At 44.3% G+C, this 25555-nt stretch carries 24 protein-coding genes and 1 tRNA gene; 13 read left to right on the top strand and 12 right to left on the bottom strand.

Features of this window, described 5'->3' with window-relative positions:
* Positions 1 to 172: 172 nt before the first annotated feature.
* The 9 genes from EHO57_RS11415 to EHO57_RS11375 all read left to right on the top strand — a co-directional run bounded on the left by EHO57_RS11415 (position 173) and on the right by EHO57_RS11375 (position 8336).
* On the top strand, positions 173 to 1126 hold the full coding sequence (locus EHO57_RS11415; RefSeq protein WP_246050655.1) for an LIC_13346 family putative lipoprotein: 954 nt from the start codon (positions 173 to 175) through the stop codon (positions 1124 to 1126).
* The gene (gene gltX / locus EHO57_RS11410) at positions 1113 to 2672 is read left to right on the top strand and encodes a glutamate--tRNA ligase (protein WP_135644640.1); all 1560 of its coding nucleotides are present in this window, start codon (positions 1113 to 1115) and stop codon (positions 2670 to 2672) included. Before EHO57_RS11415 ends, gltX begins: the two co-directional genes overlap by 14 nt.
* 75 nt (positions 2673 to 2747) lie before the next feature.
* Positions 2748 to 3335, top strand: coding sequence for an ATP-binding protein (locus EHO57_RS11405; protein WP_210410023.1), 588 nt, complete (start codon positions 2748 to 2750; stop codon positions 3333 to 3335).
* Positions 3336 to 3347: 12 nt separating this feature from the next.
* Positions 3348 to 4190 (top strand): DUF455 family protein, encoded by an 843-nt coding sequence (locus EHO57_RS11400; RefSeq protein ID WP_135644645.1) that lies wholly within the window; start codon positions 3348 to 3350, stop codon positions 4188 to 4190.
* A gap of 54 nt (positions 4191 to 4244) precedes the next feature.
* The gene (locus EHO57_RS11395; RefSeq protein WP_135644648.1) at positions 4245 to 5390 is read left to right on the top strand and encodes an LIC13341 family surface-exposed protein; all 1146 of its coding nucleotides are present in this window, start codon (positions 4245 to 4247) and stop codon (positions 5388 to 5390) included.
* An 11-nt stretch (positions 5391 to 5401) separates the two neighbouring features.
* Positions 5402 to 6064 carry an FFLEELY motif protein gene (locus tag EHO57_RS11390; protein ID WP_135644650.1) on the top strand — a complete coding sequence of 221 codons (663 nt, stop codon included), beginning with the start codon at positions 5402 to 5404 and terminating at the stop codon, positions 6062 to 6064.
* Positions 6061 to 6789: an OmpA/MotB family protein gene (locus EHO57_RS11385; RefSeq protein ID WP_135644652.1), complete on the top strand. Its 729-nt coding sequence runs from the start codon at positions 6061 to 6063 to the stop codon at positions 6787 to 6789. Before EHO57_RS11390 ends, EHO57_RS11385 begins: the two co-directional genes overlap by 4 nt.
* Position 6790: 1 nt before the next feature.
* The gene (locus EHO57_RS11380; RefSeq protein WP_135644654.1) at positions 6791 to 7252 is read left to right on the top strand and encodes an LA_2478/LA_2722/LA_4182 family protein; all 462 of its coding nucleotides are present in this window, start codon (positions 6791 to 6793) and stop codon (positions 7250 to 7252) included.
* Positions 7253 to 7349: 97 nt separating this feature from the next.
* Positions 7350 to 8336, top strand: coding sequence for a M14 family zinc carboxypeptidase (locus tag EHO57_RS11375; RefSeq protein WP_135644656.1), 987 nt, complete (start codon positions 7350 to 7352; stop codon positions 8334 to 8336).
* A 41-nt stretch (positions 8337 to 8377) separates the two neighbouring features.
* Here the strand turns inward: EHO57_RS11375 and EHO57_RS11370 are convergent, their stop codons facing one another.
* Positions 8378 to 9196 carry an RNA polymerase sigma factor gene (locus EHO57_RS11370; RefSeq protein ID WP_135644658.1) on the bottom strand — a complete coding sequence of 273 codons (819 nt, stop codon included), beginning with the start codon at positions 9194 to 9196 and terminating at the stop codon, positions 8378 to 8380.
* A 425-nt stretch (positions 9197 to 9621) separates the two neighbouring features.
* Here EHO57_RS11370 and EHO57_RS11365 point away from each other — a divergent pair, with 425 nt between their 5' ends.
* Positions 9622 to 11214 (top strand): 7TM diverse intracellular signaling domain-containing protein, encoded by a 1593-nt coding sequence (locus EHO57_RS11365; RefSeq protein ID WP_135698316.1) that lies wholly within the window; start codon positions 9622 to 9624, stop codon positions 11212 to 11214.
* A 71-nt stretch (positions 11215 to 11285) separates the two neighbouring features.
* Here the strand turns inward: EHO57_RS11365 and EHO57_RS11360 are convergent, their stop codons facing one another.
* From EHO57_RS11360 to EHO57_RS11340, 5 genes are all read right to left on the bottom strand, one after another.
* Entirely contained in the window at positions 11286 to 12527 is a 1242-nt protein-coding gene (locus EHO57_RS11360; RefSeq protein WP_135644662.1) for a pyridoxal phosphate-dependent aminotransferase, read from the bottom strand.
* Between the two features lie 6 nt (positions 12528 to 12533).
* Positions 12534 to 12764: a DUF2905 domain-containing protein gene (locus tag EHO57_RS11355; protein WP_135644664.1), complete on the bottom strand. Its 231-nt coding sequence runs from the start codon at positions 12762 to 12764 to the stop codon at positions 12534 to 12536.
* A 22-nt stretch (positions 12765 to 12786) separates the two neighbouring features.
* Positions 12787 to 12876, bottom strand: a tRNA-Ser gene (locus tag EHO57_RS11350).
* A gap of 77 nt (positions 12877 to 12953) precedes the next feature.
* Complete coding sequence (locus tag EHO57_RS11345; RefSeq protein ID WP_135644666.1) at positions 12954 to 14507, bottom strand: FAD-dependent oxidoreductase; 1554 nt, start codon at positions 14505 to 14507, stop codon at positions 12954 to 12956.
* Positions 14497 to 15078, bottom strand: a complete 582-nt coding sequence (locus EHO57_RS11340; protein ID WP_135644668.1) for a hypothetical protein — start codon at positions 15076 to 15078, stop codon at positions 14497 to 14499. The genes EHO57_RS11345 and EHO57_RS11340 overlap by 11 nt, the downstream gene beginning before the upstream one ends.
* Before the next feature lie 105 nt (positions 15079 to 15183).
* Between EHO57_RS11340 and EHO57_RS11335 the strand changes: the two genes are divergently transcribed.
* From EHO57_RS11335 to EHO57_RS11325, 3 genes are all read left to right on the top strand, one after another.
* Positions 15184 to 15417: a ferredoxin gene (locus EHO57_RS11335; protein ID WP_135644671.1), complete on the top strand. Its 234-nt coding sequence runs from the start codon at positions 15184 to 15186 to the stop codon at positions 15415 to 15417.
* A gap of 419 nt (positions 15418 to 15836) precedes the next feature.
* Positions 15837 to 17750: a PAS domain-containing sensor histidine kinase gene (locus EHO57_RS11330; protein WP_135644673.1), complete on the top strand. Its 1914-nt coding sequence runs from the start codon at positions 15837 to 15839 to the stop codon at positions 17748 to 17750.
* Entirely contained in the window at positions 17734 to 18147 is a 414-nt protein-coding gene (locus tag EHO57_RS11325) for a response regulator (protein ID WP_135644675.1), read from the top strand. Before EHO57_RS11330 ends, EHO57_RS11325 begins: the two co-directional genes overlap by 17 nt.
* On the opposite strand, the gene EHO57_RS11320 is transcribed toward EHO57_RS11325, so the two are convergent.
* The 6 genes from EHO57_RS11320 to nirB form a co-directional block, all read right to left on the bottom strand.
* Complete coding sequence (locus EHO57_RS11320) at positions 18148 to 19614, bottom strand: NADP-dependent isocitrate dehydrogenase (RefSeq protein ID WP_135644677.1); 1467 nt, start codon at positions 19612 to 19614, stop codon at positions 18148 to 18150.
* A gap of 57 nt (positions 19615 to 19671) precedes the next feature.
* On the bottom strand, positions 19672 to 20868 hold the full coding sequence (locus EHO57_RS11315; protein ID WP_135644679.1) for a molybdopterin molybdotransferase MoeA: 1197 nt from the start codon (positions 20866 to 20868) through the stop codon (positions 19672 to 19674).
* On the bottom strand, positions 20865 to 21779 hold the full coding sequence (gene moaCB, locus EHO57_RS11310) for a bifunctional molybdenum cofactor biosynthesis protein MoaC/MoaB (RefSeq protein WP_135644681.1): 915 nt from the start codon (positions 21777 to 21779) through the stop codon (positions 20865 to 20867). Before moaCB ends, EHO57_RS11315 begins: the two co-directional genes overlap by 4 nt.
* A gap of 68 nt (positions 21780 to 21847) precedes the next feature.
* Positions 21848 to 22633, bottom strand: a complete 786-nt coding sequence (gene cobA, locus EHO57_RS11305; RefSeq protein WP_135644683.1) for a uroporphyrinogen-III C-methyltransferase — start codon at positions 22631 to 22633, stop codon at positions 21848 to 21850.
* An 11-nt stretch (positions 22634 to 22644) separates the two neighbouring features.
* Positions 22645 to 22998 carry a nitrite reductase small subunit NirD gene (gene nirD, locus EHO57_RS11300; protein ID WP_135644685.1) on the bottom strand — a complete coding sequence of 118 codons (354 nt, stop codon included), beginning with the start codon at positions 22996 to 22998 and terminating at the stop codon, positions 22645 to 22647.
* Positions 22999 to 23007: 9 nt separating this feature from the next.
* Positions 23008 to 25524 (bottom strand): nitrite reductase large subunit NirB, encoded by a 2517-nt coding sequence (nirB, locus tag EHO57_RS11295; RefSeq protein WP_135644687.1) that lies wholly within the window; start codon positions 25522 to 25524, stop codon positions 23008 to 23010.
* Between the last annotated feature and the right edge of the window lie 31 nt (positions 25525 to 25555).

The following is a 25555-nucleotide window of genomic DNA, read 5'->3' as shown; positions in this document are numbered from 1 at the left end:
ATATCGCTCGAATCTGTACATTCTTTTTATAATGCGACAGACCGAATCACAGACTTTCTTACTTTCTCATTGGGAAACGCCGATAAGGAAAGAAAATTTCCCGGTTTTTCCTTGAAGATTCGGCCTAAAACCGAGAGTTTTTCAAGAAATCCCCTTTTCCGGCAGTATATCCTTGGAACTAAAGTCTCATTTTTATTTTTCCGTAAGCTCTTCGATCCGGATCTTACTCTGCCTTGTACTGTTGGAGTCCTGTACTCTTCTCTCCGGATTGGGAGGAAATAAACCCTTATCTCCTAAGGACCTGCCTAGCACTCGGATCTTCTGGAACCTAAGCTCTATTTCTCAGAACTCGGAATCCTATCGAAGCCAGCCGGGACATCTGCGTTATCTAGTAGTGCAAACCCTTCCCAATAAAGAAAAAGTTTGGAGTGGGGAAGTGGACCTCTGGGAAACTAAAGAAGAATTCCAAGGCTCTCTTCCCAAAGGGATGTATTTCCCTAAGCTGAGTTTCAAGGCTGCTGTTTATACGGGAGCAACTCGCTTGGAACAGGGAGATGCGGAAAATCCTAAGACAATTTTCTTTCTTCCTCAATCTGTCTCTTCATGGAATTGGGAAGGAGATTCGATGAGTCCTGGGATAGGTACTTCTTCTCCTAAATATTTTACGATCTCGGATTGGGGGATCGTGTTCGATTTTCTTCCGGAAGGGATCGCTTGGGTTGCTCGTGAATATCGTTCTCTCGGAAAGGATTTCACTTTGAATTGGGAGAATATTAGAAATCGAAGAAGTAGTCTTTCTACAGATTATACTCATCCTTTAGGAATGAGTTTCCCGTATGCGGACTACGACTATAGAAATCAGATCTTTCGTTATCTTCCCTTTACACAAGATGGATTGCCGGTTTGGATCTTCAAAGAAGAAGGGGGCGTACGTTGGGCTTGGGGCATTCTCCCCGAAGATCTACTCGTCTCTGAGAATCTATTGAATCGAAAAAGGACCGATAAGGAAGAATTGGTAAAGACCCATTTTTACGATGCAAACGGCAATAATCCGTTTACCGCAAGAGCCGATTTGAAGAACTATCCAATCATCCTCTTAAAAGATTACGACAATGCCAGAAAATAAGGAAGTTAGAACCAGGTTCGCACCTTCTCCTACGGGTTTCCTTCATGTGGGCGGTGCAAGGACCGCTCTTTTCAATTACTTATACGCAAAAGCCCAAGGCGGAAAGTTTTTATTAAGGATAGAAGATACGGATCAAACCAGATCTACCGAAGAATCCTTTAAGACCATCCTAGAATCCTTGAAATGGTTGGGGATAGAATGGGATGAGGGTCCAGGAGCCGGCGGTCCTCACGGTCCTTATATCCAATCCGAAAGGATCTCTATATATAAAGAATACACGGAAAAGCTGATCTCCGAAGGAAAAGCGTACCGTTGCTTTTGCACCCAAGAAGAATTAGAGGCTAAGAAGAAACAGGCCGAGGCTATGGGTGTGCCTTATGTGTACGACGGATTGCACGCGAATATGAGCGAGCAAGAAGTACAGGAGAAGCTGAACGCCGGAGTTCCGTATTCGGTTCGCTTTCGTACTCCATCCAAAACTCTTATCTTCGACGATATCATCCAAGGAAAAGTGAAATTTGAGACTAAGTTGATCGGTGATTTCATTATCGTGAAGTCGGACGGGTTTCCTTCCTATAATTATGCTGTGGTAGTGGACGACGGACTCATGAAGATCTCTCATGTGATCCGAGGTGTGGGACATCTTTCCAATACTCCTCGTCAAATCCTGATCTATGAGGCTTTAGGTTTTCCTGTTCCCGAGTTTGCTCACGCATCCGAGATCGTGGGAATGGACGGAAAGAAACTCTCCAAGCGTGCAGGTGCGACTTCTATCTTAGCCTTCCGTGATCTGGGATACTTGCCAGAAACATTCTTGAATTATATGGCTTTGCTTGGCTGGACCTCTCCCGACGGACAAGAGTTCTTACCGGGAGATATTCTAACAAAGACATTCGATGTACATCGTTGTTCCAAGTCTCCTTCTACTTTTGATGTATTCAAAAAACCTAAAGGAGAAGAAGAGGTCGCAACCAATTTCTCCAGCCTGGATCAGATCGCAGAAGCGATGAACCCTAAGTCCAAATTGAATTGGTTGTCCAACAAATTCATTCGCGAACTTCCGATAGAGAAGGTGACGGAAGCGTTAGCTCCCTTTATGGAGAATCGAAACGATATTCCTATAGAGTATAGAGATCCTAAGAGCCCTGAACTACAGTCTATCGTGGATAGCGTACGAGTGTATTTGGATAATCTCAGACAGGCTCCGGATTATATCGCTGAGTTCTTCGTCTCTGAACTCCAAGTAGAAGAAGGAGAAGCGAAAGAAATTCTTGGTCAGGAATCTTCTCCAAAAGTTGTAGAAACTTTTTATCAGCTACTACGGAATTCGGAACCGAAAACCGATGAGGATTATAAAGGTTTAATGGCCAAAGCAGGTGAGACTACCGGGCAGAAGGGAAAGACTCTTTTCATGCCGATACGAGTGTCTGCTACTGGTAAGGCTCATGGACTGGAGTTGCCGATCCTTTTCCCTCTCTTAGGGAAGGAAAAGCTACTCAAACGAATAGAGAAAACTTCAGTACAGGTAGGAATTTCCCTTTCATAGGGTTTTTTTGGGGGTTTTTTGTTGCAAAACCCCCCTTCCAGTCTGTATTACTAGTAGAGGGACAGTCCGACAGACATGAGGGATACCGCCGATTCACTTTTGGTTAGGCAACATTCGGGTTCGTACGTTATGTTCCTTCCTCCTGATCTGGCCAGCATCAGAGACTTCCGAAAAGCTCTTCGACAATCGCTGGAAGAGAATACTTTTCTTTCTAAGGATATCCAACAGATCGAATTGGCTGCCGACGAGGCCCTCACGAATTCCATTTCAGCAAATTGTAATTCTAGCTCCGAAGAAACCATTATCTGTAGATGGATCGTAAACGGATCCAAGTTCGTTCTATGGATCGTGGACTACGGCTCAGGGCTCAAGAAAGAGAAGATAGAAGCTCAGATGACTGAGGCGAAACCTTCTACTCTGCAAGAATTCTTGAAGAAGGTTAAGACCTACCAAGATGCGAAATGTGAACTTCTTCCTTTAAGAGGAACTCTTACGCAACATAGGAACTTGGGTAAGGGGCTACTTATCATGCAATCCCTAATGGACTCCGTTAAGATCATGTATCATTGCAAAGAAGGTAGGATTTCTTCCGATCCGAATGATTCTAGCATTCGAGGATCCATCATAGAACTCGCCTTCGATTCCAAAAAGCATCCAGTCTAATTTTCTTCTCTTGTGACTCTCAACGAATTTGCCGCTTTTCTGATCGGTTCCGGGAAACTGGAAGATAAACTCTATTCTCCTGAAAGAATGCCGGAAGATATCCTTTGGCCGAATTATATTCCTCCCGACAAACCGGAACGTTCTACAAAGATCTCTTTCTCGGATAAGAAATCCAAGATGCCTCGAGTAGAGCATCTGAACAACGAAGAGAATCGAGTACTCTCCCTGCATCAGTTTGCGAATCATGAACTCATGGCGGTGGAATTATTTGCCTGGGGAATTTTACGATTCCAAGACGCTCCTGCTTCCGTTCGAAAGAGCATGTACAAAACGATCTTAGAAGAGCAAAAGCATCTTCGCTTGTACTTGGATTCTATTCGTGCTTGGGGAATGGATCTAGGTGATCGTTCTTTGAATTATATTTTTTGGAAGCAGACTCCGAATATGCAGAGCTTGCATAAATTCTATGCGATCATGGCTCTTACCTTCGAAGGAGCGAATCTGGATTTCTCTCTTATCTACCAAAAGGCCTTCGAAAAATTCGAGGACTATAAGAGATCAGAGATCATGGAGATCGTTCATCAAGATGAGATCCGTCATGTAAAGAGAGGAGCTAAGGTAATCTTTTCGGAAGGAGTTTCCGGCGAGGATCAATGGGAAAGATACAGAGAATTATTGGTTCACCCATTCACTCCTAGACGGGCAAAGGGATTCTTCTATTTTCCGGAACTTAGGACCAAGGCAGGGCTTTCACAAGAATTTGCGGATCGATTGGGGATGTACCAAGACGATTACGAAAGTAGTACAAATGCCAGGATCGCTCAGTCAGTACTCGGCTTAGGAAGCGGATCATAGCCTGGAAATAGATAGACATGGACTTTTCTTAGAAAGAAGCTGTTATGTAAGAATATGTCCCGATCCTTATCTCTCTTAAAAGTATTTAGTTCCGTTCTATTTATAGGCCTTCTTGTCGCCTGCAATTCCAAGACCCCATCCGATTCTAAGATCATCTCCCTTACCGTTCCTAGCTCCGAAGAAAAAAGCCCGGACGTGGTCTTAAAGAAACTCGGGAACTTAGACGAGGATCCTGCCTTGGAATCCTTTGCGCTGGTCCGAAATGGGACTTCTGAGATACTTGCCGTTTTCAAGAAACAAAACGACGAATGGGTGCTCCAATCCAAGTTACAGTTCAATCTTCTGAATATTGGGCCGTTTCACTATGATAATAAATCCTCTTCTTGGAAACCGGGAGATGATGAGAAGTCCGAAAAGGCGGGCTACGTAGTTAAAAGAATTCTAATGGAAGAACTGCCTGGGGATTCCTTTAATAGTTTATTCTTAGAAGTGTTGAGCGAAGAGCCTCCGATCGGTCTTTTCTCCGTTCCTTATGTGTTGCGAAAAGGGGAGAAGATACTGAACGGTCTTGCAGTATTAAAGGATCATCAGTTCCTTCCTAAATCCAAGCGAATCGATTTCTCTTATAATAAAGAAGAGAAGAATCTCACGATCTTTCCGAACAATCGGACCTACGCACAGAATTTTAATTTTAACGGCTGGGAATTGGTTCCTGATGTCCCGAATGTTGCTGCTCCCGGATTGATGACAGTCGAGGCTCCTTCTTCGTGGTCCAAAGGTAAACAAGAAGAAGTTGTGATCTGGTTTAAGAATCGAGGCTCCTTTTCTGGAACAACGTATATCAGTCTTTCTTTTCCTCTGGGAGGAAAACTAGAGATCGACTCTGGCAAAGAAGGACTGAAGGCATATCCAGCCGGATCTTCTATCTTCTCTTCTAACCAAAAATATATCAATTCGACAGTGCCTTTATTAGAGATTACGAAGGAAGGCTGGGCTAGAAATCATAAGTACGGAGTAAAATTCAAATATACTCCAGATACGGACGAGGTCCCTTATATTCTAGTGAGATCCACTTCCAAATCCTATCGGGACAAGGTAAATCTCCCTACGGATTTCAGTTCCGTAAAGACTGAAGTAGACCAGCAAGGCTTTCGTAGTTATCCTCTTTCTCTCGTTAGTAGAGGGAAATCCAAACAATAGATCGGGTTATCGTGAGCAGTTTCGAAGAACATAAACTCAAGCAAGCTAAGATAGAAGTGGTCCGCGCTCAGGTGGAAAGATTCCGCAAATTCTATGCGGATTATTTTCATCTAGAAGAAACGATTTCTATGGTAGAGTATTTCTTCGAGACGATCTACAATTTGGACGGAAAGGATGCTTGGATGCATCTAGCAATGGACACGTACCAAAGAGTAAAGGGAATGATGAAGGAAACATCCCGGGCTAATTTGGAAACTCTGATCGAATTGAACAATCTTACGGACCAACTGGACGGAGAGATGGCAAGGCTTTTAATCCTCAGGGGTTGGGACGGTCATAAACTCAGCCGAGAGGAATACGATCAGCTATATTTGGCTTACGGTCATCAGGAAGAAAGAGAAAAGCAACTCGAGATCGTTCTTCATAATCTTCGGACTTTTTACGAGCTAGCGCATAAGCCCATTGCCGCATACTTAATTCGACCGGCCAGGTTCATGGCATCCATATTAGGAGTTTCCCTTCTATTCGAATCAGTAGAAAAGGCGTATAACGCAGTCCTGCCAGTTTCGCCTGAGATCTTCGTTTCCTTTATCGAGCAGGTGGAACAAAGAGAATGGGAATATTTACGTGCCTCCTTTCCTGAAGAAACTTCTACCACGGAGTCTGAGTGGTGAACGGTAGATCCCGCTTCTCCAGATACAAGAAGAAAGAAGGCTCGGGAGAAGAGAACCGAGATCGTTGGCTTTTGACTTACGCCGACATGATCACCCTTCTTCTTGGACTTTTTATCATTTTATATTCTATTTCCCAAGTAGACCAAAACAAACTCAAGCAAGTAGCCGACCTGGTTCGAGGCGGATTCGGTCTAGGCGAATCCTTCTTTGAGGGATCGAATATCAGTATCGAAGATGATCCGTTACTCCAACCTAGGACTCAATTGTACCGATTCTGGGAAAGGATCTCTTATGCATTGAAGAAGATGAAAGAGAAGACCAAACTCTTTATCGGTATGAACGAGGCGGAGGAGATACGCATTCAGATCTTTGCTCCTTCTTTAGGAGAAGGTGAATTTAAACCGGACGAGGACACCGATTTTACATTTAAGAAAATTGCGGAAGTCGCTCAAGGAATGGATGTGGACATCACTCTTAGGGTCCAAGTACCTTATGCGGAACAAGCAGGCCAAGGTTTCCGAAATATCTGGGAATACAACGCGCATCGCGCGAGCTTGGTTGCGGAAACCCTTTCGGAAAAATACGGGATCCCCAAGGACAGAGTTTCGGTCCAAGCTTACAGTGGATTCCGAAAGATAGGACCGGAAGAAGGTCCTAGTCCAGAAGTTAAGGCTTCTCAAGAAAGAATTGAAATCATCATACGCAAGCGAGGAAAAGAAGAATAGAATGATCTCCGTACATAAAAAAAGAACGGTACTGCTCAGCCTGATCCTCGTATTATTCGCGGCGTCCTTCACTTTAGATTGTGCAAAGAAAAAGAAGCCCTCTCCGGCTGCTGAAGCGATATGGAAAATGGATAGAGCCGGGGTTCCAGATTCCAGCGGACTTGCCTGGGTATCCAGATATTGCGAAAAGATCAGAGACTGCGCTCAGGACGATCTGAAGAACTTAAACGCGGATGCCGCCGCTATTCTGGAAAAAAGACTAAGAAAGGATTTTTGCCTAGAAAGGTTTAAGGAGACGAAAGTATACGCGTACCCTTCTCAAGATCCTAGAATCACTTTGGAAAGGACCATTTCCTGTTTCAAGACTGCAACGGAAGCGCAATGTTCTTCGATCAAAAAGGGAGTCGCAAATTTATCCGAAGATTGTAAATGGCTGGACCAAATACAAAACTCTAACGGATAAACATAGATTAAAAGTCTCGGCCATGCAAAAGGCCGGATCTAAGGGCCTTAGCCCATTCCGAGGAAACTAGAAATCGAAATGTCTGGAGGGCAGACCCTTGCTCAGAGGAATCAAACGACTCAACCGTTATGAAAAGCGATTGCTCAGGATCGGAAAATTAGGCGGTAAGCTAGTCAAGATCCAACAAGCCGGATTTTCTCGGAGAACTAAAGAAGGTTTTCGTTTTCCAATCTATAGTTTAGAGATCGGTACTAAGGAAGGTCTGGCAAATCATCCGATCGGGATCACCGCCGGAGTTCACGGGCTCGAGACCATCGGGATACAGATCCTGATCGACTTCCTAGAATATATTATCAATCCGAAATCCACCGGCTACTTGCCTGAATTGAAAAAGGGAAAACTAGGACTCGTAGTGATCCCGATCGTGAATCCGGGAGGAGTTGCCGCCAAGACAAGATCGAATCCTGCCGGTGTGGATCTAATGAGGAATTCAGGAATAGATGCGGAAAAGCCTCTTCCTTTTTTTGGAGGCCAGAAATTCTCCAATAAACTTCCTTATTTCAGAGGACATGGATTAGAGCCTGAGTCCCGTACATTAGCAAGGACCATTTTCGAAAAATTCTTCAAGATACAAGATGCGGTATTGCCCGTTCTAGATCTGCACTCCGGCTTCGGAACTGTGGACAATGTATGGTGGCCTTATGCTTATACTCATAAGCCATGTCCAGATACTGGTGTTTATGAAAAGATCTCTTCTTACTTTAAGGAACATTGCGGTCATATCAATTTTGCTTACGGGCCGCAAAGTGCAAGTTATACGACTCACGGGGATCTTTGGGATAAGTTCTATGATCACTATCAGGATCTATATTCTGAGCAAGCGGATTGGGGCTCTAAATTTCTTCCTTTGACTTTAGAGGTAGGTACTTGGTCCGATATCAAAGAAGAGCCTATGAAATTATTCTCTAAGAAAGGGATCTTTCGTCCGGCAGAGCATAATAAAAATGAAATACTGACTCGTTACAGAGGCTTCTTGAGGGACTTCGTAAGACTGGGTTTGACGAAACCCTCGGATTGGATTTAATCATCTCTTTGCGAACAACAGAGATCCTATAAGCAGTTTATTTAGACGGAACCTAGGTTTTCCAGGATTTCAGAAGGAGCCTCGTACACTCCTTGGCTCTGATAGATCCACGCTAGTCGATCTAGTTTCTTGAGATCTTCTAAGACCTTGGAATGTTCTAGAGAAGGATTCTTTCTTTTCAAATTCTTCAATTCCATGAAGAATTTTCCGTTCTCTTTATTTTGGTGAAGTAAATGCTTAGAGATCCCGATGCAAGGACAAGCGGTCTTTTGATCGATCCACAATCCACACTCTTTAGAAAGAAAATCGGAGAGTTTTTTCTTGGAACGAGAAAGCTTTTGTCTGAAATTCTCGGGAGTGATCCCTACTACCTCGGCACCTTCTTCGCTTGCCATACCGTAAACGGTAGAAAGTACGTATACGAGTCGATCTACCGAATTCAATTTTAATAAAACTGCATGAACGCAACCAAAGCGGATCTCTTCTTCTAAGATCTTTTCTTCGATCTGCTCCTCGATAGTTTCAGTGTTAGCCCTTAAGCCTATGCTATCCCTCATTCGACTTAGATATACGATATTCTTGGGTCGTCTTAGAGAAAGGAGATGATGGCTCGCTATCGAATAAACCCATGTAGTAAACTTACTTTCGAAACGAAAGCCAGAGAGTTTATTGGAGATCTTTAAAAGGATCTCTTGGGTGGCATCTTCTGCTTCGTGTGGATCCCAAAGCATTCTAAGAGAAAGATTGAAGATATAATCCTGGATCCTTTCCAGAAGATCTTCCATCGCTCTTGGTTTTCCCTCTAGAGCAAAATGGATCGTATCCGTGAATTCATCTTTGATCGATACGGTTCTTTCCATTCTTAAGATCCTTATTGTTTGTCCTTCCGTATAATAGGATCGTTTTGGAAGGTTCAGTGTGACAAGGTAAGACAAATTCTTTGGAAAAAAGTAAAAAGCAAGCTCGAAATTCGGAAAGAATCGGTTAAAATAAGAACGAATACGTTTAATAACGTAAGAATAAAAAAAAGCCCGCTATGCAGCGGGCTTTGAAATGATTCGGACAAGCGGATAAACTCGTCCGAGGCAAGGCGAATAGTGAACGTCTCAAAGACGTTTTCAAGGTTTCGAAAGATCGCTTACTGGATGTGAATCAAGTAATAGATCGAAAACCTTAGTTACGAATATATCATACACGAAAAAAAGTCGAAGGTCGTTCGGGATTATAGACATGAACGTTTTTTGTTTGCTTCGTATCGATTCACGAAAAATTGTTTTTTAACCGCATGGCTCGGGGCTGTTTATATATTCTAATTTTTTTATCAGGAGTTCTCTCCCTTACAGGAAAAGAATCTTCATTCAGTTTAGGCCTGAACGAGCATACCAAAAACATTACGCCAGAGTTATTTGTTTGGGAGAAGCAAGACACGAATCAATTTCCGCCTTCAGTTTCTTCTTCCAAAGGTTGGAAGAAGCTGGGTTTAAACGCCTTAAATTTCAATTTTTCCAAAAGAGCATATTGGATAAAATTCAGAATTAAATTTCGTCCCGAAATTCGGGAAAATATTTATTTCGTACTTCGTTGGAAGGCGCATGATTTAGCGGAGTTGTATACCCCAAATGGGATAGCTCCTATCCAAAGAGTGGGCGATTCATTATCAAAATCTAATTGGCCAGTGAAGACCGTTCTCTATCCCACCTTTCTATTGCAAGGAGATCCGGGAGAAGAAAAGGAATACTTAGTTCGATTGAAGTCGGAATCCATCATGTCCTTTCCCATTGAGATCATGGATGAGGCAGGTGTGAGGTCCAACCTTGCGATTGAGACTGGGCTCTTTTCCTTATCCGCTTGTTTGTATGGGTTGCTGATCTTTGTGGCTTTGCTCTATTACAGAGCAACCGGTTACGGAGAGTTTCTGTTGTATACAGGGTATGCATTCTGTATGGGGGCTTCCTACGACGTAAATTATGGAAATGCGATAGAGATATTTTGGGAAGATAGTCCTCTTTCGGCAGAAAAGATAAATTACTTTTTCTTTAATTTGGGTGGCGCCTTCGGATTCCTGTTCATCAGGAGGTTTTTGGATACGAAGACATTTCTTCCTTGGGTGGATCGGTTGCTTTTCCTGTTTTCCGTGATCTTAGTGATTACGCTTCCGTTGATATTCACTATGCAGACAATTGCATATTTGACCACGACAAACGAGATCATTTATGCGGTCTCTATCCCGATGATCCTGATCTCAGGTATTTATCTGAGAGGGAGGGGAAATCGAAAGCTGAACCTGTTCTTGGTATCCTGGGGTTTATATATGACTCTAGGATATATTAGTATTTTCTACTATATGGGGTATTTGGAATATGGGTTCTTTACCGTGTATTCGGTGCCTCTTTTCTTTCCCGCAGATCTACTGATCCTTCTGTATAATATCGTACAAAAATATTCTCGGAACATTGAGGAGAAGAACAGCCTTTTGGAAGCTCTAAGCGAGTTCATCAATAAGCCTAGATATGTACGCTCTAAGATCTCCGGTTTGGATGTGGATGAATCCCTAAGCGCCTTGGAAGCGTTAATGAACGAAGAAAAACCTTTCTTACAGGAAGAGATTACCATCCAGCTTGTGGCAAACAAGATAGGTCTGAGCACTCACCAACTTTCGGAACTTTTGAATTCTAGACTCGGAATGGGGTTCGCCGCTTATATCAATTCTAAGAGAATAGAAGAAGCGAAACGTCTTTTACATACTGGAGAAGATAATATCTTGAATATCGCCTTCACAGTTGGGTTCGGTTCTAAAACCTCTTTCAATGTGGAATTCAAAAAGTCCACAGGACTTACTCCAAAGCAATACAAGAGCACTATGCAGAAATTGATCTGATCTATCGATCCTAAAGTCCAGGTCCTGAAAGATAGATGAGATTTACGCTAGGGATTGCGGGAATAAAGAGCTTATTTATACCGATTCGCAAAACGGATCAGTCGGTTTAAGCCTTCTTCTAATACATCGTTTTCTAGGATCAAACTAAGAACGAGGAAACCGGAGCCTTCTGTAAAGCCAAACATGGGACCGGAATGGATGAGAACTTTTTCTTCTTTTAGAAGTTGTAAACAGAACTCTTCCTCTTCTTTCCAGAGGTCCGATCGTAAGATAGAATACCAACCACCTTGCGGGTTTTGGATCCGGATCTTAGGAAGATCTTTTTGGGATCCGGGTACTCCAGCGACCTCTGTTTCTCTCATTCCGTTTATTTGTGATTCTATAATTTGCAGGTTTCTTTGGATCCTTCTCTGGACCTGACCTTGGATCATCTTTCTCCATTGAAATAATTCAGGAAGAGCTAGTTGGATCGGAGTTCCTACGGAGAGATAGGTATCTGCGATGATCTCTAATCTTTCTTTGCATTCGGATTTCCAATCGGCTTGCCCGGATACATGGATCCAAGAGAGTTTCATTTGAGGAAGGGCAAGTATCTTAGAGATCCCATTTACAGTAAAGATCGGAACATCGGAATGACTAGGATCGATCCGTGGCAAAGAAGGATCCTCAACGTAATCGATGAATACCTCGTCGATCACGATCGCAAACTTCTTCTTTTTTGCTAGAGCTTTGAGTTTTTCGAATTCTTCCGGGCTAAGAATATTTCCTGTCGGATTATTCGGAGAGACTACGAATACGATCTTTGTCTTGGAGGTAATCTTGGATTCCAGGTCGGAGAAGTTGATTTTCCAATCGGAACCTTCTTCCAATTGGTAAGAATCGAAATCGACTGAGTCCATCATTGAAACGAATTCGAATAATGGATATCCGGGACTGGGGATGAGCAACTGGTCTCCCGGATCACAAAGCAATTTGATCAAATATGAATACGCTTCCGAAGAAGAAGAAACTAAGAACAGATCCTCGGCCAAAAGATCCAATCCCCTCTCTCTATAGTAGAGAGAAACCGTTTCTCTTGCGGAAAGGATCCCTTTCGGATTAGGATCGTATTCTATTCCCCCGGGCTTGCTTAAGGAATGTAGGATTGCCTCGGAAGGGTAGACCAATCTTGCCTTTGTCGGGTTGGAGAGAGTCAGATCGATCCAATTCTCTTCCTTCTCTTTGTATTGCTTTACTAGAAAATAGAGTTCGTTCTCTCCGGAGTGAAATTCGAATCTTTGGCTAAAGAGGGGAAATTCTTCCGGACCTATCATATTTTCTTAATGAACTAGTCGATTCCAAATATAAAGGAGAAGGGAAAGTCCCACGCTGATCAGTATGGAAGTAGCGAATGGAAAATAGAACCTGAAGTTTTCCTTTTCGATCTTGAAATCTCCGGGTAAATTTCCGAGAGAAGAGATAAACGGGATCTTGGAGCCGAATACGAAAAAGACTCCAAGCAATAAGAAGAGGGCGCCGATCCAGAGGAATGTTTTGCCAAGCGGTTCCATTGCACGCTCCTAGGGGAAGCAGTGGCGGAGAGGGGGGGATTCGAACCCCCGGTAGGTGTTACCCTACGCTTGCTTTCCAAGCAAGTACCATAAACCGCTCGGACACCTCTCCGGTTCTGGTTGCGATTACGATGATTTTCCAAAGACCTGTTCGGTCAAGGAGATTCGATCTAAAAGCTTCGAACGATATTAGGCTTTCTTTTCCGAGATGAACTGAGCCGCCCGTTTCGAGAATGCCATGATCGTATAGCTTGGATCCACAGAAACCGCCGTTGGAAAAACGCTGGAATCGCTTACGAATAGGTTCGAGATCCCATGCACCTTATGTTTCCAATCCACGACTGAATTCTTGGGATCCAGTCCCATTCTACAACCTCCTGCAGGATGAGGAGCTGCCATTGCCATAGAAGCGGGACTCAAAGGAAGCGAGTCTACTGCGGAAATTTCTTGTACCTTATTCAATGTGGTCCGTTTCAAGTCGGGAAGGATGACCTTCTCCGCTCCGGCTTGGAAATTCAGGAGCACTTGTTTGCGAATGCAATCTTTTAGGATCTCTTTAGTAAGCGGTCCGAACTCGTATTGGACCTCTCTTTTTCCTCCGGACTTGATCTCTATTCTTCCGAGTTCCGAATCGGGATCGTCTATCCAGCCAATGGTCCCGCCTAGACGTGGGAGTTCCTTCATAACATCGAAATGTTCCTTTCCGAAACCTGGCACAAGAGCGCCTATCGCTCCTGGTTGGAGTTGATTGGCCATCAAAAGATAACCGCCTTCCTTGTAGGTTCCTGCATTGAAGCGCGCTAATCGGAATTCTTCTACTCCGTATGCGGAGGGAATATTTCTCCATTGTATGATCGGTTCCTTGTACAATGCGTGAACGAAAGGAGAAGGGTTGATCGCCAGGAATTCCCCTAATGCAGGTAACTTTTTCTTGAACCCATTGCGAAGAAGGAAGGTAGAGCTTCCGAATCCTCCTGCTGCGACTACGACTATATCCGCCTTAAAGTTCAGGCGAACTTCCGATTCTTTTTGAGAAGGTCGATCGATCACTGCAGCTAGGAGTCCCACTACTCGATCGCCTTCCATCTCTAGTTCGAGTGCTTTGGTATCCGCATAAAGATCCGCTCCTAATGCGATCGCCAGGGGAATATGAGTGATCAGTTGGCTTTGTTTGGCTCCGAACATACAACCCTGCATACAATGTCCGGACTTCTGGCAATTCTTTCTAGCCTGCGGGACCGGACTTCCTTCCCATCCCAATTCCTTGGAAGCCTTTCGGACCAATTGGCTCATCCGATTGAAGTTCTCTTCCTTAGCTGGATGGACATTCAGTGTTTCGTCTAACTCTTTCCAAAAAGGTTCTAGATCCTCCGGGCCATGGCCTTGGACCCCGAATTTATCCTTCCATAATTCCAATCTGTCTTTAGGCGTTCGATAGCTGTCCGCCCAATAATGCACAGAGGCTCCGCCCACATTCTTTCCATAGACGATATTGATCGTACCATCTGCGGTGGTGCCCATATTCCTCTCTGCGGAAACCTTCCCCGCCATATTTAATTCATGGTTATCAAAGGTTCCCGTATGATAATAACCGCCTTCCTCGATAAGAGTTACCTTCTTGCCTGCCTTTGCAAGTTCGTACGCTATAGTAGCTCCTCCGCATCCGGTTCCGATCACAAGGACTTCAGTGCGGATCTCCTTGGATTCTCCTAGGTTCTTCCATTCGAAGATCTTACCCGACATCGGAGCCTCCTATTAGTTTATTATAATATATTCTGGACTCACTCAGTTTTTCCGGAGGATTGCCGAACGGGCCATCGTAAGAGATCATCTTAAAAGTGGATTCATGCCCATAGTACATCAAAAAGATAGGCATTCTTAAATTGGACCATACCGCTCGTATCAGATCCGAATCGGAGTCGTTCAATTCCGAAAGGAATTTCCTACGCGACTCTAGGGACATTCTGGAGAAGCGGGAAAATTTCCAATGGAAGAAGGGAAGATATTCCATGACCAGTACCAAGGTCTTGAAGTCCTCGCTTAAGAAAGGATCCACGAAGAAGAATTCTTCATCCAATCTTTCCAAGACTTTTGCGTCCTTATAAGTGGGAACGTTTGGACCTTCCGGCAGGATTGCCTCGGATAATGCTCCAAGAGTCTCTAATTCAGATCCGGAGAAGAAGAGGGACTTAGGAAGGGTCCGACCTGATCGGTTTAGGATACAAATGGAACTTCCTAAGACCAAGGCACCTGTTCCGGCGATTCCCAGTCTCAGAAAAGTTTTGCGTGAGAAGCGAGGGGCTGAATTTGCCATGGCAGTGTTTTTGCCTAGATCCTAGGCACTGTCAATCCTTACATACTTCGCTTATACGGAAAACCAACTTGACGTTCCAACTGTTCGATAATCCCTGGTATCCATATGGCAGATAAGAACGACAAGGTTCCGGAAAACGTACCGGGAAAATATTATATCGATAATAGCTGCGTTCCTTGTAACGATTGCTTGGAAGAGGCTCCTACGCTTCTGAAATATACCGACGACGAGTCCAAGGTTTACTTTCATAAACAACCTGCTTCCCCTGAAGAAGTGATAGCAGCTCGTAAGGCCAAGGAAATCTGTCCGGTAGAAGCAATAGGCGACGACGGAGAGTAATATTCTCCTTTCTTTCGGTCGTAAATCCGGCCGAAAGATCCTTCCCGGATCTTTTTTCTATTATATTTCCTTAATAGAAGAGTCTTTGCGACAGAGTCCTTCCTTTCTTAGATCTTTCTCTTTTCTCGATCCTTTCTCCGCTTTTATACGTTTCAAGATCCTATCATAAAAAAGAGATCCTAGATTTCTTGGGTCCGATCCATGTCAGGGATATATCTGAAATGGCTTTGATCGGAACCAAACATTGAAAGAACTAGACTGTTCTATCTAGTTTTCCTATCCTTCTTTCAAATGAGTCGGATTGAGGGTTTTTTTCTGTCTTTTTGGAGGATTCCAAACTTTTCATCTTTTCCAGTTCACAATGTACTCGTCTAAATCGTCTTTTTATGTATTAGTACTGGAATTCGACTTTGCGACTTATGGATCAGATTCCGCAACAAGAAGAAATCCGTCTCAGCTCAGGCACGGACCTGTACAAAATACTAGTAGAAAAGAGTCGGGAGTTAATCTGCCTTCATGATAAGGAAGGAATCTATCTTTATATTAATCCGGCGCTAGAAGAGCTTACTGGATTCAAGCCCGAAGAATTGTTGGGTCGTAGTCCGTACGAATTCATCCATCCTGAGGATAGAGAAAGGATCCGACTGGAGTCTCATGAACCTGCTAAGTCAGGTCAACCTACGATAGCAACTCAGTACCGTTTCTTGAAGAAGGACGGAAATTATGTGTGGTTCCAAACCCTTACTCAACCAGTAGAGAACGAAAAGGGAGAGATTGCTTATCTTAATACTGCGTCTAGGGATGTTACTTCTCAAGTGCAACTAACGGAGAACCTCCAACAGGAGAAGAAGTTTTCTTCTCTCATGGCGGAACTTGCAAAGGTGGGCGCTTGGGAATCGAATGTCGAGGATGGGACCATTTATTGGTCTTCGGAGATCTATAGGATCTTGGAAAGAGATCCTAGTCTTGGGATAGATAGAGAAACTGTTTATCAAAAATACAGTTATCCGGAAGATAGAGAGCGCTTACGAGAACAGAATCTACGCTGCTACCAACAGGGAGAATCTTATTCTGTAGAACATAGAATGCTTACGGAATCGGGAAGAGTGATCTGGGTCCGTACCCAAGGAAAACCTACGTACTCAGGTGGACGGATTGTGGGTGTCTACGGGGCTATGCAGGATATCACTCTTTCTAAATTGGTAGAAGAAGAGATCCGCCTCAGCGAGAAAAAATTTTCAGAAGCGTTCCATAGCTCAGGGAATGGGATCATTCTCTTGGACAAGACAGGCTATTTCCTAGAGGTCAATCAATCCTTTGCAAAAATGTTGGGTTATCAACCTGAAGAACTTTTGTTCAAGGGCTTTCAGGACGTTACGTATCACGAAGACATCCATATAGGCGCTACCGCATTTCAGAAGATGATTGCCGGAGAAAAGGATTCGGCACAATTCGCAAAACGATATGTGCATAAGAAAGGACATATCGTCTGGGTATTCATTACCGGGGTTGCCGTGAGAAAGGACTCCGGCGAACTGATGTTTATCGTTTCTCAGATCCAAGACATATCTCGTAAGCGAATTCTGGAAAACATTCTCAGGGAAAAGAATGCCCGTCTTAGATCCATAGGAAATCATTTAAAAGAAAGGATCTCCCAACTAGAAGAATTCAATCAGATCGTTTCTCATAATATGCGATCTCCGATCGGAAATATTGGCACGCTCGTTAAGTTCTTGGAAGAGTCCCAAACGGAAGAAGAAAAACTCGAGTACATGGAATATCTCAAGAAGACTTCCGATCAACTCTTGAACACATTGAATGAGATCGTTGAGGTGATCAAGATCCGTCAAAGCCCGAAAATAACCTCCGAGGAGCTGCTCTTCGATTCCGTATTTTCGAGAGTAAGGTCCATGTTTTTTGGACAGATCGTGGAATGTGGGGCGGAAGTGGTCTCTGATTTTTCCGAATCACCTTCTATCGTTTATCCTCCGGTATACCTGGAGAGCATTTTCTTGAACATGCTTTCAAATTCTTTAAAATATAGATCCGATACGGAAAGTCCTAAGATCCGTTTCAGGACATATTGGTTGAACGGAAATCATATTTTAGAAGTTGAGGACAACGGATTAGGAATTGACTTAAAGAAACATGGGGATCAGATATTTAAATTGCATAAGAGATTTCACCGTAACACGGACGGTAGAGGGGTCGGTCTGTTCATGACAAAGAACCAGATCGAATCCTTGGGCGGGGAGATCCAGGTGGAAAGTGTTCCTGGAAAGGGCACCAAGTTTACGATCCATTTATCGAGAGCGAATGAATTTACTATCTAAAAAACAGAAACTTTTGCTTGTGGATGACGATGCAATCTTCGTTGAGATTGCCAAAAGAACGATAGAGAAAACCGGTGCAGTCGAGAGCCTGAAAGTATTCCCGGACGGAGAGGGAGCGATCACTTTCTTAAAGGAACATAAGAGCGAGCCCGATCTTATCCCTGATTTTATTTTCCTGGATATCAATATGCCTTTCATGGACGGTTGGCAATTCCTGGATGAATATGCGAACTTTGTGAATTCGCTGACCAAAAAGCCTGTGATCTATATGGTGAGTTCTTCTGTGGACGATTCGGATCTGCGTAGAGCCAAAGAGATCCCTCTCGTTACGGATTATATCATTAAGCCTGTCTCTTTGGATTCGTTTAAGAAAATCCTAAATCACGAAGCTATCTAATTATTCTCCGCCACCCAAAGAAAAGGCTCTCTTGCCTTCGAACTTGTACAGATTTTCCGTTTGCACACTGTCTAACCCAGCCTCCGCGACTCTCAATAAAAGTTTAGCCACTTGTTCTGCTTGGATAGGGGCGTAATTATTTCCTACATCCCCGTCTACTGTGTTCGAGCTTACAAACCTGCATCTCCAATGATCTGTTAGGAAGGTTTCAGGCGCTCCGTCCGGGAATACTTTTACTCCGCGATTCGTGATCATTCTGAGTTTCAAATCTCCTGCGATCGCACTTAACTTCTTTCCTAACTCATCGGGAGAACCAGGAGCCCAATCCAAGAAGACATCTACTCCGACTAGTTCCTTTTGCAAGGCCACTCGTTTGTATTCCGGAATATGGATCGCTTTTGCTTTTCCGAAAGAAACAGGTTTGAATTTTTCAGGTAAATGTCCTAGGTTCCCAATGACTGCATCCGCAAATTCCTTGGTTCCGACCTTAATGCGACTGACTCCTGCTTTGAAAATATCTCCGGTATGGATCCCTTCTTCGATCGTAAGAAGCCATGCGTTCTGTACTTTGGCAGCAATATCGGGTTGTCCTAAATGGACCAACATCATGACCGCGGCGTTCAAAAGCCCGCTTGGATTTGCAATATTCTTTCCAGCTATATCAGGAGCGGATCCGTGGATCGCTTCGAACATGGAAACTACTTCTCCGATATTTGCGGAACCTGCCATTCCAACAGAGCCGGCTACTTGTGCCACTATATCAGAGATGATATCCCCATACAGATTCAGGGTCACTACTACGTCATAAGTCTGAGGCCTTTCCGCTAAGTGAGCGGCACCAATATCGATGATCTCACTAGCAGCTTCTAAGTCCGGATAATCTTTTGCGATTTCCTTAAAGACCTCATGGAAGAGCCCGTCGGATTGTTTCATGATATTGTCTTTGACCATGGCGGTGACTTTCTTCCTGCCGTAGGCCTTAGCATATTCGAATGCATAACGGATGATCTTCTCGGAGCCAGGACGAGAGATCAACTTCAAGCATTGGACCGTATCAGAGGTTTGCTTGTGCTCTATTCCGGTATACAGATCTTCTTCATTCTCTCTTACGATCACCACATCTAACTTCGGATGCTTGGTATCCACATACGGATAAAGAGAAATACAAGGGCGAACATTTGCGAACAGTCCGAGAGTGGTCCTGACGGTTACGTTTAGACTTTTGTAACCTCCACCTTGAGGAGTAGTGATCGGGGCCTTAAAGAATACTTTCGTTTCTCTTAATATGTCCCAGGAAGAAGGTTCTATTCCCGCACTATGGCCCTTCTTATAAACTTGTTCTCCGATATCGATGAAGACTGGTTCGATCTTTGCGCCGGCGGCTTCCAGAATTCGCAGAGTAGAGTCCATAATTTCAGGTCCGATCCCGTCCCCTTTGGCTACTGCGATTTTCTTTTTGGCTGTCATGTTACCCTCCGGTCGTCAGTCTTATTTCATTCCTCTATACGACCGGGTCAATCTGGATTAATTCCACGGGTAGAATTCTAAAAGTTCCCCCTCTTGGACTTTTTCTTTTTCGGAAAATTGAACTGCGAGCCCGTCGGAAAAAATTCCGGCTCGAATATCCCCACTACCGTTATTCTTGTTTTCCGTTAATACTGTGGTTTGCTTTTTCTCAAGTCGAACGGGAAAGAACTCTGTGAGTTGATTCTTCTTCTTTCTCTCGCCGGAAAAGGGAAGAAGAAGGGAAGATTCTGTCGGGAGACATAGGAATTTTCGAATATAAGATTCTACGAAGATTCTAAAGCAAACTTGTACGCTAAAAGGATTGCCTGGTAGACCGAAGACTGCTTGTCTCCCTTTCATTCCGAACCAGATCGGTTTGCCCGGTTTGATGCGGACCTTATGAAAGATCTCTCGCACTCCGTTGCCTTCTAATACCTTGGGGACGAGGTCCAAGTTTCCCATGGATACCCCACCAGACAAGATGAGTATGTCAGAATCTAATCCTTCGAGGACTGCTTTTTCCAATTGAGAAAGATCGTCTCCGACTCGAACGATCGAGATCGGACTGATATCGTATTTTTGAAGAAGGGAACGGATCGAATAGGAATTAGAATCTCGGATCTGCCAAGGCTTCGGAGTCTCCTCCAGGCCCACGATCTCATTTCCTGTGGAGATGATCCGTACTTTAGGAAGTTTTGATATTTGGATCCGGCTTCTTCCTAAGGAAGCGAGAAGAGAAAAAATAGAAGAGCTGATCCTAGTTCCTTCCGAAAGGATCTCTTCTCCATTTTTTAGATCCTCTCCTCGGATCGCTATATTCGAAAAAGAAGAAGTCTTGTCCGTATCGAAGCGGACTTGCCTTTTTCCATCCGAGTTTCCCAGATCGGTTGAATCTTCTACCTTGATCACAAGATCGAATCCCTCCGGAACAGGAGCACCGGTCATAATACGGATGGTCTCTTCTCCTTCTTCTAAGGAGAAGGATTCGCCGGCATGTAATTCTCTCTTATAAGAATAGATCCTGTCCTTGGAAAAACCTTGGGATCGCAGCGCAAACCCGTCCATGGTGGCCCTGTTAAAGGGAGGATAGTCCCGATCCGCAAGTATCTTCTCTCGTAAGATCTTTCCGGAAGAATGTTCTAGAGGAACGGAAACGATCTCGCTTTCGGCTGCGGAAGATTCTATCAATCGGATTGCTTCTGGGAAAGAGATCAATGACCTTCTCCTCTCATCATCTTCTTTGCATGAAAAATAGCAGGGAGAATTGCCTGCATACTCTCCTTTGCCCCGTTCGTGCTACCTGGTACGCAGACGATCAATGTCTTTCCGATCCTGCCCGCAAGAGAGCGAGAAAGCATGGCAAAAGGAGTCCTGTCTTGGCCGAAGGAGCGCATCGCTTCTGCGATCCCTGGAATTTCTTGGTCCAAGATCTCCCGGATCGTATCTACGGTATTGTCTCTCGGACCTAAGCCGGTCCCGCCCGTAGTTACGATCAGATCCAATCCTAGCTTGGTCCATTCTAGGATATTCTTGCGGATCGCCTCCGGTTCGTCCGGAACCACATTGTACTGAAGAGTTTCCACTCCGTGTTCATTCAAAAGTTCTAATATTGTTTTTCCGGATCCATCTTCTCTTTTGCCTTCGAAAGCGGAATCGGAGCAGACCAGGATGCCTGCCTTGGATCCTGCGGCAAACTTGGTGATCTGAGAGTCGGTTTTTCCTCCCTTCTTCTCCAGTAGCTTGATGTCAGAGATAGAGAGTTCCTTATCTACAGGCTTCAGTAGATCATAAATTACTAATGCAGCTACGGAAACCCCAGTAAGGGCCTCCATTTCGATCCCGGTCTTTCCGATGGATTTAGCGGTGGTCTGGATCCGTACCGCATTTTTCCCTTCTAAGACCTCAAATTCCACCTGGAATCCATCTATAGAAACCGGATGACAATGAGGAATGAGTTCCGAAGTCTTTTTGGAACCGAGTAGGGCCGCGGCCTTAGCAACTCCGAATAGATCTCCTTTAGGCAGGTCGTTTTCTTGGATCCGCCTTAAGGTTTCCGGTTGGCAGAAAACGAATCCTTCCGCCTGAGCAGTGCGAAGTGTCGTCTTCTTTCCAGTAATATCGTTCATGATCCCTCTTTTGCGAAGATCCGCATCCGATCAAGGGAATCGCAAACCGAGGAAGATTACCAGAAATTTTAGGATTTCAGATCCGACAGAATCAGATTCCTTCCCTGTTCTTTGATCTTTTCCAGCTCGATATAGAAGCGAACGATCTCGCCCAGGATCAATAGGGAAGGAGTTTTTATATCGAAATCCTCCGCTTTGGCTATGCAATCTCCCAGGGTTGCTACAACGACTCTTTGTTTGGGAGTCGTAGCATTCTCCACAAAGGCGATCGGGGTAGACTCCGAATTTCCGGAAGCAAGCAGGTTCTCTCGGATACTTTCTAAACTGTTTAGTCCCATGTATACTAGAGCTGTTTTGCCCTCTAAATGCAGGTCTTCAAAGCTTTCCGGATTCTTTCCTGTTTTCTTATGACCGGACAAGAATAGGATCTCTCTGGCGTAATCCCTATGAGTCAAAGGAATTCCTAGACTAGAGGCTGCGCCGGAAGCAGTGGTAACTCCTGCCACCATTTCGCATTCTATACCGAGGGAGGCTAGATGCTCTATCTCTTCTCCGGCTCTTCCGTAAATGGAGGGATCTCCTCCCTTGAGCCGTACTATATTAGAATATTCTTGTGCAAATTCGGATAGTTTACGGTTGATCTCGTTTTGTTGGCAACTATGCTGTCCGATCCTTTTTCCTACATACTCTAAGATTGCGGATCTTCGGCAGTATTTCAATACTTCAGCGGAGACTAGATCGTCGTACAGTATCACGTCCGCTTTTCTGAGTAATTTTACGGCACGTACGGTGAGCAGGTTCGGATCTCCGGGACCTGCTCCGACCAAATATACCTTTCCCAATGAGGATTTCATTTTAGATCCTCTTACGGTTTTTCAATTCCGATATAGACCATTCCATCTTCGATATGGATAGGATACGTCTTTATCGAATATTCATCTCCGCTAATGCATTCTCCCGTACGAAGAGAGAAGGATTTCTTGTGCATTGGACATGCCACCTTTGGCTCACCCTTTGAATCACCTATCATTCCTCTGGATAGGACCATGTCCCCTGTATGAGGGCATCGATTCTCACAGGCAAACCATTCGTTCCTAGAGCTGAAACGGAAAACAGCGACCTGAGTTCCGTCTACTTGCGCACAGACTCCGCCTTCTTCTGAGAATTCGGAAACAGGTCCCACTGGGATCCAAACTGGTTCTTTTACAATAGAATTCATGTTGATCTCCTAGTTCGCGACTGCTTCTTTTTTTGGCCAGTCGATCGGACGTTTTTGTCCTCTTTCATTTATAAAGCTAATTGTAGGATCGGAATCCCCACTGTTTATAAAATGTTTATACTTCTTTTGTTTTTCAGGATCTTCTACTACGTCTTTCCATTCACAGACATAGCTTCCGACTAGGGATTCCATTTCTGCTTCCAAGTCTTTGTTGATCCCAAGACGATCGTTAATGATCACATCTTTCAGATAATCGATCCCACCTTCCAATTGCTCTAACCAAGCAGAAGTACGAGTAAGTTTATCCGCAGTTCGAACATAGAACATAATGAATCGATCTATGTATTTAACGCAGGTCTCTTCGTCTAGGTCGGCTGCTAAAAGGATAGCATGTTTAGGATTCACTCCTCCGTTCCCGCCCACATAAAGGTTCCAACCTTTCTCAGTGGCAATGATCCCGAAGTCCTTACCTCTTGCTTCCGCACATTCTCTAATGCAACCGGATACTGCAGATTTAAGTTTATGTGGAGCTCTGATACCTCTATATCTTTCCTCAATGCGAATCGCGAAGGCGGTGCTATCTTGTACTCCGTATCTACACCAAGTGGAGCCGACGCAACTCTTTACAGTTCTCATTGCTTTTCCGTAGGCATGACCGCTTTCGAAACCTTCCTCGACCAGATCTCTCCAAATATCCGGGAGCTGATCCATTCTCGCTCCTAGTAGATCGATCCTTTGGCCACCTGTGATCTTGCAATAGAGTTCGTACTTCTTTGCGATCTGTCCGATCACGATCAGTTTTTCGGGAGTGATCTCTCCGCCCGGAATACGAGGCACGACGGAATATGTTCCGCCTCGCTGGATATTCGCAAGATACTTATCGTTCGTATCTTGGATCTCTCTATGCTTCGACTTCTGAATAGGTTCGTTATAGATACTCGCTAAAATAGAAGCTACCGTAGGTTTACAAACCTCGCATCCGTTCCCCATTCCATGAGAACGGATCATTTCTTCGAAACTTTGGATCCCTTTTACTTTTGCGATCTGGAATAATTCCTGTCTTGAATATTTGAAATGCTCGCAAACATGTTCGGTGACAACCTTTCCTTGCGCTCTCAATTCTTCTTTCAAGAGAGAGTTCATTTGAGGAACACAGCCTCCACATCCTGTTCCTGCCTTAGTACAATCTTTCAGGCCGCTCAGATCGGAACAAGCTCCTGAACGGATCGCGTTCAAGAGATCGCCTTTGGAAACATTATTGCAGGAGCAGATCTTCGCATCATCAGGAAGAGATCCAAGTGCAGAAGTTTCCTCGGAAGGAGATCCAACAATCAATCGTTCCGGTTCCGCAGGAAGATCGACATTATTTAAATATAATGTAAGAAGATTAGAATACGCTTCCGCATCTCCTACTAGGATCCCTCCCTTTAGCTTTTTACCGTCGGGAGAAAGGACTAATTTCTTATAAACTCCGGTCCTCGGATTTGTATACGCGATCGGAAGATGATCTTGCAGTCCTAATGCGTCTCCAAAAGAAGCTACATCCACGCCGATCAATTTGAGTTTTGTAGAAAGGTCCGAACCTAAATACTGTTTGGACTTTCCTGGGCTACAGAGATTATAAGCCAGGACCTCGGCCATTTCATAACCTGGTGCGACCAATCCATATATCATATTTTTATGAAGTGCGACCTCACCGATGGCATATACTCCGTAGACATTTGTCCTGAGTTCGTCGTCTATTTGGATCCCTCCTCTGGGGCCTACTTCGATGCCGGATGATTTTGCCAATTCGTCCCTTGGACGAATACCTGCGGAGATCACGAGCATATCCACATCCAAAACGGAACCGTCTACGAATTCTAAGCCGGCAAAAGAGGATTCTCCTAAGGCTTTCTTCGTTTCTTTTTGGAGATGGATCCGAACCCCTAAGGATTCGATCTTGGACTTTAAAATGGCGGATGCAGCTTCATCTAATTGTCTTGGCATGAGTCGGGATGCGAATTCGACTACATGGCTTTCTTTTCCCATGTCTAAAACGGCTTTGGCTGCTTCTAAGCCTAAGAGTCCTCCTCCTAGAACGGCGACTTTAGAAATACCTTTCGCATAGCTCATCATCTTCTCTAGGTCTTCTATCGTTCTATAGACAAAGACTCCTTCTTTATCCAAGCCTTCAAAGCTCGGGATAAACGGAGAAGATCCTGTTGCAATAACCAATTCGTCAAACTCAAGCTCAGTTCCCGCGGATGTGACGATCTTCCTAGCTACGATATCTAAGGAGATTGCAGGTTGAGATAAGAGGAGTCGGACCCCATTTGTCCTGTACCAGTCGGAGCCGGATAAATAGAGGGAATCTACCGAGCGGTTCGTAAAATACTCGGATAGATGTACTCTATCATAAGCTCTTCTAGGTTCTTCGCCTAAAACTGTGATCTCGAATTTTTCAGTGCCGCCGAATTCCACGATCTTCTCTGCGAATCGGTGACCCACCATACCATTTCCAATTACGACTAACTTCCGTTTCATTTTATATATCCTTTATACAGTGAACAGTAAT

Source organism: Leptospira langatensis (assembly GCF_004770615.1).
Taxonomy (GTDB): Bacteria; Spirochaetota; Leptospiria; order Leptospirales; family Leptospiraceae; genus Leptospira_B; species Leptospira_B langatensis.
The sequence above is the reverse complement of the archived record's forward strand: the minus strand, read 5'-3'. Positions and strand labels throughout refer to the sequence as shown.